The 12,385-nt window shown below is 73.2% G+C and carries 11 protein-coding genes and 1 pseudogene; 6 read left to right on the top strand and 6 right to left on the bottom strand.

Annotation, left to right across the window (positions count from 1 at the left end; all coding sequences use genetic code 11):
• Genes ACFWVV_RS11375 through ACFWVV_RS11365 form a run of 3 tightly spaced genes read right to left on the bottom strand, consistent with a single transcriptional unit; the run spans window position 1 to window position 2,457 of the window.
• On the bottom strand, window positions 1-324 hold the full coding sequence (locus ACFWVV_RS11375; protein WP_384346703.1) for a hypothetical protein: 324 nt from the start codon (window positions 322-324) through the stop codon (window positions 1-3).
• A gap of 16 nt (window positions 325-340) precedes the next feature.
• The gene (locus ACFWVV_RS11370) at window positions 341-1,021 is read right to left on the bottom strand and encodes a response regulator (protein ID WP_384346706.1); all 681 of its coding nucleotides are present in this window, start codon (window positions 1,019-1,021) and stop codon (window positions 341-343) included.
• A complete protein-coding gene (locus tag ACFWVV_RS11365; protein ID WP_384346709.1) occupies window positions 1,018-2,457 on the bottom strand; it encodes a sensor histidine kinase in 1,440 nt (479 codons plus the stop codon). The genes ACFWVV_RS11370 and ACFWVV_RS11365 overlap by 4 nt, the downstream gene beginning before the upstream one ends.
• 113 nt (window positions 2,458-2,570) lie before the next feature.
• Here ACFWVV_RS11365 and ACFWVV_RS11360 point away from each other — a divergent pair, with 113 nt between their 5' ends.
• Together ACFWVV_RS11360 and ACFWVV_RS11355 are read left to right on the top strand one after the other, a co-directional pair.
• A complete protein-coding gene (locus tag ACFWVV_RS11360; protein WP_384346712.1) occupies window positions 2,571-3,656 on the top strand; it encodes an ABC transporter permease in 1,086 nt (361 codons plus the stop codon).
• Entirely contained in the window at window positions 3,653-4,333 is a 681-nt protein-coding gene (locus tag ACFWVV_RS11355) for an ABC transporter ATP-binding protein (protein ID WP_384346715.1), read from the top strand. Before ACFWVV_RS11360 ends, ACFWVV_RS11355 begins: the two co-directional genes overlap by 4 nt.
• Window positions 4,334-4,337: 4 nt before the next feature.
• Here the strand turns inward: ACFWVV_RS11355 and ACFWVV_RS11350 are convergent.
• A pseudogene (locus ACFWVV_RS11350) lies at window positions 4,338-4,526 on the bottom strand (MarR family transcriptional regulator); the annotation flags it as partial.
• 167 nt (window positions 4,527-4,693) lie between these two features.
• Window positions 4,694-5,500, bottom strand: a complete 807-nt coding sequence (locus tag ACFWVV_RS11345) for an IclR family transcriptional regulator (protein WP_384346718.1) — start codon at window positions 5,498-5,500, stop codon at window positions 4,694-4,696.
• A gap of 231 nt (window positions 5,501-5,731) precedes the next feature.
• On the opposite strand from ACFWVV_RS11345, the gene allB reads away from it, so the two are divergent.
• Window positions 5,732-7,144 carry an allantoinase AllB gene (gene allB, locus ACFWVV_RS11340; protein ID WP_384346720.1) on the top strand — a complete coding sequence of 471 codons (1,413 nt, stop codon included), beginning with the start codon at window positions 5,732-5,734 and terminating at the stop codon, window positions 7,142-7,144.
• Window positions 7,145-7,149: 5 nt separating this feature from the next.
• The gene (alc, locus tag ACFWVV_RS11335; RefSeq protein WP_384346723.1) at window positions 7,150-8,265 is read left to right on the top strand and encodes an allantoicase; all 1,116 of its coding nucleotides are present in this window, start codon (window positions 7,150-7,152) and stop codon (window positions 8,263-8,265) included.
• A 99-nt stretch (window positions 8,266-8,364) separates the two neighbouring features.
• On the opposite strand, the gene ACFWVV_RS11330 is transcribed toward alc, so the two are convergent.
• A complete protein-coding gene (locus ACFWVV_RS11330) occupies window positions 8,365-9,537 on the bottom strand; it encodes a PP2C family protein-serine/threonine phosphatase (protein ID WP_384346725.1) in 1,173 nt (390 codons plus the stop codon).
• Window positions 9,538-9,651: 114 nt separating this feature from the next.
• Here ACFWVV_RS11330 and ACFWVV_RS11325 point away from each other — a divergent pair, with 114 nt between their 5' ends.
• Together ACFWVV_RS11325 and ACFWVV_RS11320 are read left to right on the top strand one after the other, a co-directional pair.
• Complete coding sequence (locus tag ACFWVV_RS11325) at window positions 9,652-10,143, top strand: MarR family transcriptional regulator (RefSeq protein ID WP_384346825.1); 492 nt, start codon at window positions 9,652-9,654, stop codon at window positions 10,141-10,143.
• Between the two features lie 350 nt (window positions 10,144-10,493).
• A complete protein-coding gene (locus ACFWVV_RS11320; RefSeq protein WP_384346728.1) occupies window positions 10,494-12,206 on the top strand; it encodes a SpoIIE family protein phosphatase in 1,713 nt (570 codons plus the stop codon).
• Window positions 12,207-12,385: the final 179 nt, after the last annotated feature.

Raw genomic sequence — 12,385 nt, 5'->3', positions numbered from 1 at the left:
CTAGCCCGCCTGGTGCCAGGCCAGGGCCGCGATCTGCTCCACTTCGCCCGCCGCCAGGAGGGTGAACAGCCGGGCCGCCTCCTCCTTCTCCACGTCGTCGAGGGTCAGCGCGTGCGCCGTCCCCTCCTCGGCCTCCTCCACGTTCTCCCAGAGCATCAGGCCGCCCGCGAACGCGGTCAGCGACCAGCCGCTCCCGTGCGTCAGGGACACCTCGGGATTGGCCGTCTCCGGGTCCGCCAGGCCGTCGACGACCAGGGTGCGGATGGTCTCGGCGGAGGGTTCGTCCACCGCGTTGCCCTGCACGTCGTACATGAAGTAGGTCATGGGTCTCTTCTGTTCCTTACCGTCTGATCAGCCTGCGGGCCGTAGCCGCCGCGACGGCGGACGTACGGGAGTCCACGCCCAGTTTCGCGTAGATGTGGACCAGGTGGGACTTCACGGTCGCCTGGCTGAGGAACAGCGCCTTGCTGACCTGCTGGTTGGACAGTCCCTCGCCGACCAGCTGGAGCACTTCCAGCTCCCGCTTGGTGAGGGCCGCGGCAGGGGTGCGCATCCGGTCCATCAGCCGGTGCGCGACGGCGGGCGCCAGCGCGGACTGCCCGGCCGCCGCCGTGCGCACCGCTGCCGCCAGCTCCTCCGGCGGGGCGTCCTTCAGGAGGTAGCCCGCGGCGCCGGCCTCGACGGCGGCGAGGATGTCGGCGTCGGTGTCGTACGTGGTGAGGACCAGCACCCGGGGCGCGCCGGGCCGGGCCGTGATCGCGGCCGTGGCCTGCGAACCGTGCATCCGGCCCGGACCGAACTGGAGGTCCATCAGCACCACGTCGACGCCCTCCCCGGCAGCCCGTTCGACGCCCTCCCCCGCGGCCCGTTCGACAGCCTCCTCGGCGGTCGCCGTCTCCGCCACGACCACGAAGTCCGGCTCCGTGTCGAGCACCGCGCGCAGACCCGCCCGTACCACCGGGTGGTCGTCGGCCAGCAGCAGCCGGATCGGACGGAACTCCGGGGGTGGATCGCCGGTCATGTGCGTACTCCTGCGGGCAGAGGGAGGGTGATGGCCACGGCGGTGCCCTGGCCGGCGGCGGACTCGACGCTCAGGGTGCCGCCCAGCGAGCGGGCCCGGGCACGCATCGCGGGCAGCCCGAAGCCGCCCTCGGACTCGTCGGAGGAGGCGGGGGCGGCGGGGGTTGCGTGGCGGGGACCGGAGGCGGCAGCCGCGCTCAGGCCGGAGGCGGAGGTTCGGCGCCGCGCTCGGGGGTCGAAGCCCTCGCCGTCGTCGACCACGTCCAGGGCCACGGAGGTCTCCATGAAGCTCAGGGTGATCTCGACCCGGCCCGCGCCCGCATGCCGCACCGTGTTGGCCAGGGCGGACTGGGCGATGCGCAGCAGGGCGACCTCGTACGGAGTGGGCAGTTCCACCGGCGTACCGCTGACCGAGAACTGGACCGCGGGACCGTCTCCCGTCCCGCGGGCGCACAGCCGCTCCAGGGCGGCGGCCAGGGAACCGTGCTCCAGGTCCGGCGGGCTGAGTGCCCGGACGAAGCGGCGGGCTTCGGCCAGATTGTCCTGGGCGGCCTCGCGGGCCTGCCGGATGTGGGCGAGTGCGGGAGCGCCCGGGGGCAGCGAACGCTCGGCGGCGCGCAGCAGCAGCTGGATGCTGGAGAGGCCCTGCGCCAGGGTGTCGTGGATCTCGCGGGCCAGCCGCTCGCGCTCGGCGAGGGTGCCCGCGGCCCGCTCGGCCTCGGCCAGTTCGGCCCGGGTGGAGAGGAGTTCGTCGATCAGCTCGCGGCGGCGCTCGCTCTCCCGGTACAGCGCCTGATAGCCCAGTACGGTCGCCACGGCGACGGCGCCGCCGAGCAGCGGGCCGATGAAGGTGCCGGGATTTACCGGCGCGCCGTGCAGGACGAAGCCGGCGATCGCCGCGATCGCGGTCACCGCCACGGCGGGCAGCCCCCACCGCATCGGCAGCAGATGCAGCTGGAGGAAGTACAGCGGGAACGCCGTCCACAGCCCGTCCGGCGACAGGGCGAGCAGCGCAAGCCAGGAGACGCCCAGCGCGGCCAGCCAGACCGCGGCGGCCCGCTGCGAGCGGCGTACCGAGGGGCTCAGCGTCCCTGCCGTGTAGACCCCGGCGACGACCAGTGCGGCGGACACCACCGCGTACGCGTGCGGACCGCCCGCCGCGACGGCCTTCACGGCGGCCAGCGCGAGGAGCCCGGCGAGCAGCGCGTGCAGACAGAGCCGCAGGACGCGCAGCACGGGCGTGAAGGTGAGGACACCGGCCGCCGGACCGGTCCCGGCGGAGGGTCCGGGGACGGCCGGGGGCGCGGGGTCGACGGAGAGCTTGGGGACGGCGGAGGGTCCGGGGTCGACGGAGAGCTTGGGGACGGCGGAGAGCCCGGGGTCGACGGAAAGGCTGGGGTCGACGGAGAGCTCGGGGGAGAGCGGGCGGGATTCCATGGTTCTTTCCAGGCTAAAGGGGGCGTCCCGCAGGGCGGTCAATCAAAAGGTTGATATCCAGGCGATCCGCCGTCCGATGTGCTGCCGTGCCCGCGCGACCACAGTGGGGGACCATGTTCGTCGCATGGAGAGATCTCCGTTTCGCCAGGGGCCGGTTCGCCCTCATGGGCTCGGTCGTGGTCCTGATCACCCTGCTCGTCGGCCTCCTTTCGGGGCTGACCGCCGGACTGGCCAGGGACAACACCGCGGCCCTCACCTCGCTGCCCGCCGACCGGCTCGCCTTCGCCGCGCCGCCGGACGGCCGGCAGGTGTCGTTCACGAACTCCTCGGTGAGGGAGAGCGTGTGGCGGGACTGGGCCGCGCGGCCCGGCATCGACAGCGCCCAGCCGATCGGCATCCGCACCGTCAACGGCTGGGCCGGGGACCGTACGGTCGCGGTCACCGCCTTCGGGGTCGAACCCGCGTCGAAGATCGCTCCCGCGTCCGGACTCCTCGGCCCCGGCAAGGTCGTCCTGTCGGCCAAGGCCGCCGAGGAACTCGGCCTGGAGGCCGGTGACAAGTTCCGCCTCGGCTCCGTCGAGGAGACGGTCGCCGCCGTCGAGGGCGAGGCCATGTACAGCCACACCCCCGTCGTGTGGACCTCGCTGGACGACTGGCAGAAGCTGGGCCGCAGCGATACGCCGGCAAAGGAGCAGGCCACTGTGGTGGCCCTGACCGGAAGCGCCGCCGACGATGTCTACGCGGCGGGGGACAGGGCCACCGGCAGCCGGTCCGTCACCCTGGACGAATCGCTCGCCGCCCTGCCCTCGTACCAGGCGGAGAACGGGTCCCTCCAGCTGATGCGCGGCTTCCTCTTCGCCATTTCGGCGCTCGTCGTCGGTGCCTTCTTCACGGTCTGGACGATCCAGCGCAGCGGCGACATCGCGGTCCTGAAGGCGCTCGGCGCCTCCACCCCGTACCTCCTGAAGGACGCGCTCGGCCAGGCGGTCGTGATGCTCGCCCTCGGCACGCTGGCGGGCACCGCCCTCGCGACGCTGCTCGGCGCGCTGATCGGCGGGGCCGTGCCCTTCGTCCTCGACGCGGCGACGCTCCTGCTGCCCGCGTTCGTCATGATCGCGCTCGGCGTCGTCGGCGCCGCCCTGTCCATCCGGCGCATCACCGCCGTCGACCCCCTCACCGCGCTCGGGAGTGCCCGATGACCCTCGCCCTGCACGACGTCACCCTCAGCTATCCGGACGGCGACGCACGGCTCACCGCGCTGGACACGGTCGCCCTGGAGGTCGCGGCGGGAGAGCTGGCGGCCGTCGTCGGCCCCTCGGGCTCCGGCAAGTCCAGCCTGCTCGCCGTCGCGGCCACCCTCGTCACCCCCGACTCCGGACGCGTCGTCGTCGACGGTACGGACACGGGGCCGCTGAGCCGCGCCGGGAAGGCGGAGCTGCGGCGGGAGCGGATCGGCATCGTCTTCCAGCAGCCGAACCTGCTCCCGTCGCTCACGGCGGCCGAACAACTCCAGGTGATGGCGCATCTGTCCGGCCGCCATCCCCGCCACGCCCGTTCCCGCGCACTGGAGTTGCTGGATTCGGTGGGTCTGTCGGACAAGGCGGACCGCCTTCCGCACCAGCTGTCGGGCGGTCAGCGCCAGCGGATCAACATCGCCAGGGCGCTGATGAACGAGCCGGCGGTGATGCTGGTGGACGAACCGACGAGCGCACTCGACCACGAGCGCGGGGCGGCGGTCCTGGACCTGCTGCGGGCACTGACGACGGAGCGGAGGGTGGCCACCGTGCTGGTCACCCACGATCACGCGCACCTGGGGGTGGCCGACCGGACGGTGCGGATGACCGACGGCCGCCTGACGGCCGGGGCGGCGGTGTAGGGCCTCATGCGCCGGTCCTGCCGGACCGCTCCTCGCCGTCGGACCTCGTGTGGAGGATCTCGCGGGCCTGGTCCGCGGCGCGGGTGATGTTCTCGGAGAGGAAGACGACGAAGCGGGCGATGTTCTCCAGCCGGACGGCGGCCGGGATGCCGGCGCCGAGGACGCCGACGCCCTGCCGTGCCGTTTCGCCGAGGTGTCCGGCGGCGGGCGGGCCGCCGCCGAGGAGCCCCGGTAACCGGTGTCCGGCACCGCCCGGCCGTCCACGTTCCGCGCCCCGGTCCCTCAGGACCGGGGTGCAGGCGTGTGCGGGGAGACGCGGGCGCGGGCAGGCCGGTCAGGACCGGAGCGCCGGCGCGGTCGTCAGGACTGGGGCGGGCTCGTGCTGGTCAAGGCGACCGACAGGTCCTGGGCCACTTCCTGGAGGATCGGCACGATGCGTTCGGTGGCCGACTCGGTCACGCGGCCCGCCGGTCCCGAGATCGACACCGCGGCGGCCGTGGGCGAGTTCGGGACCGACACCGCGAGGCAGCGCACCCCGATCTCCTGCTCGTTGTCGTCCACCGCGTATCCCACCCGGCGCACCTGCTCCAGAGCTTCCAGGAAGCCCTCCGGAGTGGTGATCGTCTTCTCGGTGGCGGCCGGCATCCCGGTCCTGGCGAGCAACGCCCGCACCTCGTCCGCAGGGGTGTGGGCGAGGAGAGCCTTGCCGACACCCGTCGAGTGCGGCAGCACCCGCCGGCCCACCTCCGTGAACATCCGCATGGAGTGCTTGGACGGCACCTGTGCCACGTACACGATCTCGTCGCCGTCCAGCAGCGCCATGTTCGCGGTCTCGCCGGTCTCCTCCACCAGCCGCGCCAGATACGGGCGGGCCCAGGTCCCCAGCAGCCGCGACGCACTCTCGCCGAGCCGGATCAGCCGCGGCCCGAGAGAATAGCGGCGGTTGGGCTGCTGGCGTACGTAACCGCAGGCGACGAGCGTGCGCATCAAACGGTGGATGGTCGGCAGCGGCAGCCCGCTGCTGGCGGAGAGCTCGCTCAGCCCGACCTCACCACCCGCGTCGGCCATGCGCTCGAGAAGGTCGAAGGCGCGCTCCAGTGACTGCACGCCGCCACTCGCGGCGGCAGGCTTGGAGGCGTCGGTGGCGCTGGCGCTGGACGTCGGCACGGAGCGGTCCTTTCGGGGCTGGCAGGCAAGGCAGCAGACTACCCGTGGTAGTCCCGGATGCCCCTCATGGTGAGAGCTACGTTCTACAGAGCGGAATTCTAATTCCATCCTGTGGAAACGTCCAAGAGTGGTGTCGGTGATCACATCCGGCCGCCCCGGGCCCGGCGGACCCTTGACGGGACCGCGGCCCGGAGAAAGACTCCGCTTCAACAGAACGTTGAAGAACGTTGGATGTCCCTGATCCAGCTGATCCACGCGAAGGAGCCCCGAGTGTCGGACGTGACCGCCGGACCCGTACCGGACCTGGTGCTGCGCTCGCAGCGCGTCGTCACCCCCGAGGGGACCCGCCCCGCCTCGGTCGCCGTCGCCGCCGGGAAGATCGTCGCGGTCCTCCCGTACGACGCCTACGGCCCCGGGGGCGCGGACCTGCCCGCGGGTGCCCGCCTCGAAGACCTCGGTGAGCACGCCCTGCTGCCCGGCCTGGTCGACACCCATGTGCATGTGAACGACCCGGGCCGCACCGAGTGGGAGGGCTTCTGGACCGCCACCCGGGCCGCCGCGGCCGGCGGCATCACCACCCTCCTGGACATGCCGCTCAACTCGCTGCCGCCCACCACCACGGCGGACAACCTGCGCGTCAAGCAGGACGTGGCCCGGCCCAAGGCGCACGTCGACACCGGTTTCTGGGGCGGGGCGATCCCCTCGAACGTCGCCGACCTCAAGCCGCTCCACGAGGCCGGGGTGTTCGGCTTCAAGTGTTTCCTCTCGCCCTCCGGCGTCGAGGAGTTCCCCGAGCTCGACCAGGACCAGCTGGCCAGGTCCATGGCGGAGGTCGCCGGCCTCGGCGGCCTGCTGATCGTGCACGCCGAGGACCCGCACCACCTGGCCGAGGCCCCGCAGAAGGCCGGGGAGAAGTACACCGACTTCCTCGCCTCCCGGCCGCGCGACGCCGAGAACACCGCCATCGAAGGTCTCATCGCCCTCGCCAGGCGCCTCGACGCCCGGGTGCACGTACTGCACCTGTCGTCCTGTGACGCGCTGCCGCTGATCGCCGCCGCCAAGCGCGAGGGCGTACGGATCTCCGTCGAGTCGTGCCCGCACTTCCTCACCCTCACCGCCGAGGAAGTCCCGGACGGGGCCACCGAGTTCAAGTGCTGCCCGCCGATCCGCGAGGCCGAGAACCAGGACGTCCTCTGGGCCGGGCTCGCCGACGGCACGATCGACTGCATCGTCTCCGACCACTCACCCTGCACCACCGACCTCAAGACCCCGGACTTCGCGACCGCCTGGGGCGGCATCTCCTCCCTCCAGCTGGGACTGCCCGCCATCTGGACCGAGGCCCGCAGGCGTGGCCACTCCCTGGACGACGTGGTGCGCTGGATGTCGGCGGCGCCCGCGCACCTCGCAGGTCTGACGCAGAAGGGTGCCATCGAGGCGGGCCGCGACGCCGACTTCGCGGTGCTCGCCCCCGAGGAGACCTTCACGGTCGACCCCGCACACCTCTTCCACCGCAACCAGGTCACGGCGTACGCGGGCAAGACCCTGCACGGCGTCGTCAAGCAGACCTGGCTGCGCGGTGCCCGCATCAACGACGCGGGCACGCTCGCCGAGCCCGCCGGCCGCCTGCTCGAAAGGAACAAGTAGAGACCATGACGGAGATACCCTCCTTCACCGGTGACGCCAGCCCCTTCGGCGGCGGCGACCCGTACGCCGACTACCGCACGGCCGCCTTCCCGTTCACCCACCACACCGACCTGGCCGACCGCCGGCTCGGCGCAGGCGTGATCGCCGCGAACGACGAGTTCTTCGCCGAGCGCGAGAACATGCTCATCCCCGAGCCCGCCCACTTCGACCCCGAGCGCTTCGGGCACAAGGGCAAGATCATGGACGGCTGGGAGACCCGCCGCCGCCGCGGCGTCTCGGCCGAGCAGCCGCACCCCACCGAGGACGACCACGACTGGGCTCTGGTACGCCTCGGCGCCCCCGGCGTCGTCCGCGGCATCGTGATCGACACCGCCCACTTCCGCGGCAACTACCCGCAGGCCGTCTCCGTCGAGGCGACCTCGGTGCCCGGATCCCCCTCGCCCGAGGACCTCCAGTCCGGCGACGTGAAGTGGACGACCCTCGTCCCGCGTACGGCGATCGGCGGACACGCGGCCAACGGCTTCGCGGTCTCGGCCGAACAGCGCTTCACGCACCTGCGGGTCAACCAGCACCCCGACGGCGGCATCGCCCGCCTACGGGTGTACGGCGAGGTCGTCCCCGACCCGGCGTGGCTGACCACCCTGGGCACCTTCGACCTGGTCGCCCTGGAGAACGGCGGACGCGTCGAGGACGCCTCCGACCGCTTCTACTCGCCCGCCACGAACACCATCCAGCCGGGCCGCTCCCGCAAGATGGACGACGGCTGGGAGACCCGGCGCCGCCGCGACAAGGGCAACGACTGGATCAGCTACCACCTCGTCGAGCAGGCAGAGATCCGCGCCGTGGAGATCGACACCGCCTACCTCAAGGGCAACTCGGCAGGCTGGGCAGCCCTTTCGGTCCGGGACGGCGACGCGGGGGAGTGGACCGAGATCCTGCCGCGCACCCGGCTGCAGCCCGACACCAACCACCGCTTCATACTGGCCTCCGCCCCGGCGGCCACCCGGGTACGGGTCGACATCTTCCCCGACGGCGGCATCTCCCGGCTGCGCCTCTTCGGTTCGCTGACCGAGCAGGGCGCCGCCGCGCTGGCCGCCCGCCACCACGAGCTCGGCGACTGACCCGGACGGACCCGGCCGCGAGCAGGCCGGCCGACGGAGCAGCAGTGGGGCCCACCGGCCGACACCGGTGGGCCCCACTGCTGTTCCTCGCCCCGCGCCTCACGACGCCGGGCGGCCGTGCCAGTCCAGACAGACGATCATGGCGTCGTCCTCCGCCAGGACCTCCCCGCGGTGCCCCGCCAGCTCCTGCAGCACCGCACGCGGCACCTGCGGCGGCGGCAGCAGCCTGGTCGCCTGGATCGCCCGCGCCAGGGCCTTCTCGCTGTAGCGCTCACCGGCGGGGGACGCCACGTCGTACACCCCGTCGCTGACGAACAGCAGCCGGTCGCCGGGCAGCACCTGCCAGGACTGCGCCGTGTAGAGGGTGTCCTCGAACATGCCGAGCGGCAGCTGGTCGTCCAGCTCGACCGACTCGACCACCCCGTCCCGCAGCCGCCACACCCGGGGTGACCCGGCGTCGACGATCTCCACCGCACCGGTCGGCAGATGGAAGCGCAGCAGCAGCACGGAGAGGTGCAGCGCGCCCCCGTGCCGCCCGTAGACCGCCTGGTCGGCCATGCACGCCTGGTCCGCCAGCTCCAGGCCCGCCCGGCGCGCGTTGCGCAGGGCGTTGATGGCGAGGCTGGTGAGCAGGGCCGCGTCGATGCCCTCGCCCATGCCGTTGGTGAGGGCGAGGGTGAGGTGGTCGGCCGACGTCGACCAGTCGAAGTTGTCGCCGTGGATCGCGTACGCGGGCTCCAGCTGCGCCCCCAGCTCGTACTCGTCCCGGGCACAGGAGCGCCCCGGCAGCAGCTGCCACTGGATCTCCGCGGCCAGCGTCAGCCGCTCCGCCCTGCGCGCCTGCAAGTACAGATCGGTGTCGCGCTCGGCGACCACGATCTGATGCCCCAGCGCCTCCGCCACGTCGGCGAGCTCGGCCAGCACCTCCGGGTCGAGGGGCTTGTCGGGCAGCGTGACGGACAGGACGCCGAGCCGGTCGCCGCGGACCGTCACCGGGAGGTGTGCGGTCACCGATTCCGGGAAGGAGCCCGCGCACAGGAACGGTTCCTGGGAGCCGAAGGCCCGCCCCGGCGCTCCCGTGTGCGCCGATACGGGCTCGGCGGTACGGGGGAGTGCTCCGACCGGTTGCAGTATCGTCATGGCGTAGTCGGCCATGAGCAGGTCGACCCCGAGGGAGCCGTAGAGGTCCGTCAGGACCGAGCGCACCACGTCGAGCAGTGCGTGGGGGTCGGCGGCACGCAGGGAGCGTTCCACGGACGCGAGTCTGTCCAAGGTCGGAGAATTCACTTTCTCGAAGGATGTACGGGGAGGGCAAGCGTGAACCTCCAGGACTCACGCCGCCGTGGTGCGGGCGGACCGGCCGGCGTCCCGGGAGCAGCAGGGGACGTGGCCGCGCAGGCGTCCGCAGCAGGGGGCGCGTGCGAGGTGATCGCCCTGCTCGAAGTGCTCTGGGAGCGCGGCAGGGACGCGGTGTCCTCCGCTCCGGTCTCCTCCTCGCAGCTGCGGGTCCTGCACATCCTGGAGCGTGGGGACGGCATCAACCTGCGCACGCTCGGCGAGGTGCTGGGGGCGGCGCCGCCCTCGGTCAGCAGACTCTGCGACCGGCTGGAGGCGCTCGGATACCTGAAGCGGTCGGCCAGCACGGTCAGCAGGCGCGAGGTCGAACTGCGGCTGACGGGCCCGGGCCGCACCTATCTGCGGGACCTGCGGGCACGCCGTGAGGAGGTGCTCGTGGCCGCGGTCGCCGCCATGCCCGCGGCGGCGCGCGAGGCTCTGGTGTACGGACTCGGGGAGTTCCGCTCCGCGGTCGAGGACGGACTCCCTGAGCGGCACCGGCCGGTGGCGGGTCCCGCCGGCAAGGCCGCCCGCTCCGCCTAGCCCGTGCAGGGCCCGCACGGCACCTTCCGCGTGGTCGGGGCCGACGCCCGTGGCACCCCTCATGGCACCGCCCTTCCCGACTGTTGCGGGCATCCGCCCGGTGACACCCCGGGGCTAACCGGCCGCGCGCGTAGCGTATCCGGTGTGTGGGACCCGTGCATACGTCGTGGCACAACGTACCGATTTAGTGGGATGGTTCACGGTTTGATGTGAAGGCCTTGTGACCTCCGCTTGCCAGGCCGGGGCCCCGCGCGAGACTGTTGCCGTGCGGCAACAATTGTCGTCGTGTGCCGACCACGCAGAGAGGGTGCAGGAGCCGAACGGCTGAGGGCCGGGCTTCGAGAGCAGACGTGACTTCCTCCCCACGCTCCACGGACCGCGCCGCCGGGGACACGCCCCCGACGGCCGTCGACACCGGCGCGGCGATGGCGCACGCCCTGGTGGAAAGCGGCCTCGGCGCCGTCGTGATGCTGGACGCCGCCGGCCGGGTCCGCCTGGTCAACGAGTCGGCGCGCGCCCTGTTCCCACTGCTCCGCGAGGGCCGGACGCTGCGCACGCCGCAGGTGCCCGGCTGGCTCGCGACCGCCCAGTACAGCAGGCGCGCCACGGCCGCGGGCCCCTGCGGCACCCGCCGGCTGACGGCGCGCCGGATGCCCCTGCCGGACGGACACACGGCCTGGCTGCTGGCCGACGTGACCCTCGAAGTGGCCTGGCAGCGCCGCTGGCAGGAGGAGCGGGACCGGGCCGACTTCCTTGCCGGGGCCTCCACCGCACTGGCGGCCGCCACCGGCTGGCGCGCCTCGCTGCGCGCCACCGCCGAACTGGCCGGCGCGGCCCTGGCGGACGCCGCCGTGGTGATCGCCGGGGAGGAGCCCGCCGGGGAAACCGCGCACGGCAGGCTCCGGCTGATCTCGGCCGTCGACGGCAGGCTCGCCGGGGAACGCGAACTGGCCGGGGAACCCGGTGACCTGCTGACCGGGGAGCACGGCGGGCTGCCGGGTCTCGCGGAGGCGCTCTCCGGAGGACTCCCCGCAACCGTCGGGCCCGCGGCGCTGCCGCACTGGCTGCTTCCCGAGGGCTTCGGCACCCCGGGAGCGGTCCACGTCGTGCCCCTGCCCGGCAACGGCGCCGCGGCAGGCGCCCTCGTCCTGCTGCGCCGCGGCCCCGCCCCGCCCTTCACCGACGAAGAGCTGCTCTTCGCCCGGATCTTCGCCGCCCGCGCCGGAGCCGCGATCTCGGCGGCCGCCCTGCACGCGGACAGCGCACAGACCACCGCGGTGCTCAGGCACTCCCTGCTGCCTCCCGTGCTGCGCCGCTCCAGCGGCCTCGACCTGGCGGCCGCGTACCGGGCCTCCCGGGCCGCCGACCTGATCGGCGGCGACTTCTACGACGTCCACCCCGGGGCGGGACCGGGAGACGAGACCTTTCTGGTGCTCGGCGACGTCTGCGGCAAGGGCACCAAGGCCGCCGTCCGCACCGGCAAGATCCGCAACACCCTCACCGCCCTGCGACACCTGGAGAGCGACCACGGGCGCCTCCTCGAACTCCTCAACGCCACCCTGCTGGAGGAGTCCGACAGCCGCTTCGCCACCATGGTCCTCGCCGGGGCCACCCCGCTGGGCGACGGCGAGGTCGCCCTGCGGCTGTCCGCCGCCGGACACCCCGCACCCCTGATCGTCCGCTCCGACGGCACCGTCGAGGAAGTACCCACCAGGGGCACGCTCATCGGCGCACTGCCGTCCGTCACCACCCGCACCTGCCGCGCCGTGCTCCGGGCCGGGGACGTGTGCCTGCTCTACTCCGACGGTGTCACGGAGGCCAGGGGCGGCCCCGGCGGCAGGGAGATGCTCGGCGACGAACGACTGCGCGCCACCCTCGCCGACTGTGCCGGACTGCCGGTGGAGACGGTGATCGAGAGGGTGGAGGCGCTGACCGCACGGTGGCTCGGCAGCCGCCAGCACGACGACATCGCCCTGCTCGGCATCGCGGCCCCGCGCGGGAACCACGCGGCGAGGGGCGACGGCGGGGAAGCCGAGGCCGAGGACGGGAGCGGCGGCTGCTGACCGGACCGGCCCGCGGCAACCCCCCGCTGCTCCGCTGCCGGTCTGGCCGAGTGGCAGGCGCTGCTGCTCCGCCGCCGGTTCGGCCGAGCCGGCGCCAATGATCCGTCGCCGGTCTGGCCGAGCCGCCGCCGCTGATCCGCCGCCGGCCTGCCTGAGCGGCAGCCGCCGCCGCTCCGCCG

This window comes from Streptomyces sp. NPDC058663, assembly GCF_042716745.1.
In the GTDB taxonomy this organism is placed as follows: domain Bacteria; phylum Actinomycetota; class Actinomycetes; order Streptomycetales; family Streptomycetaceae; genus Streptomyces.
This window is presented reverse-complemented; position numbering and strand designations above follow the sequence as displayed.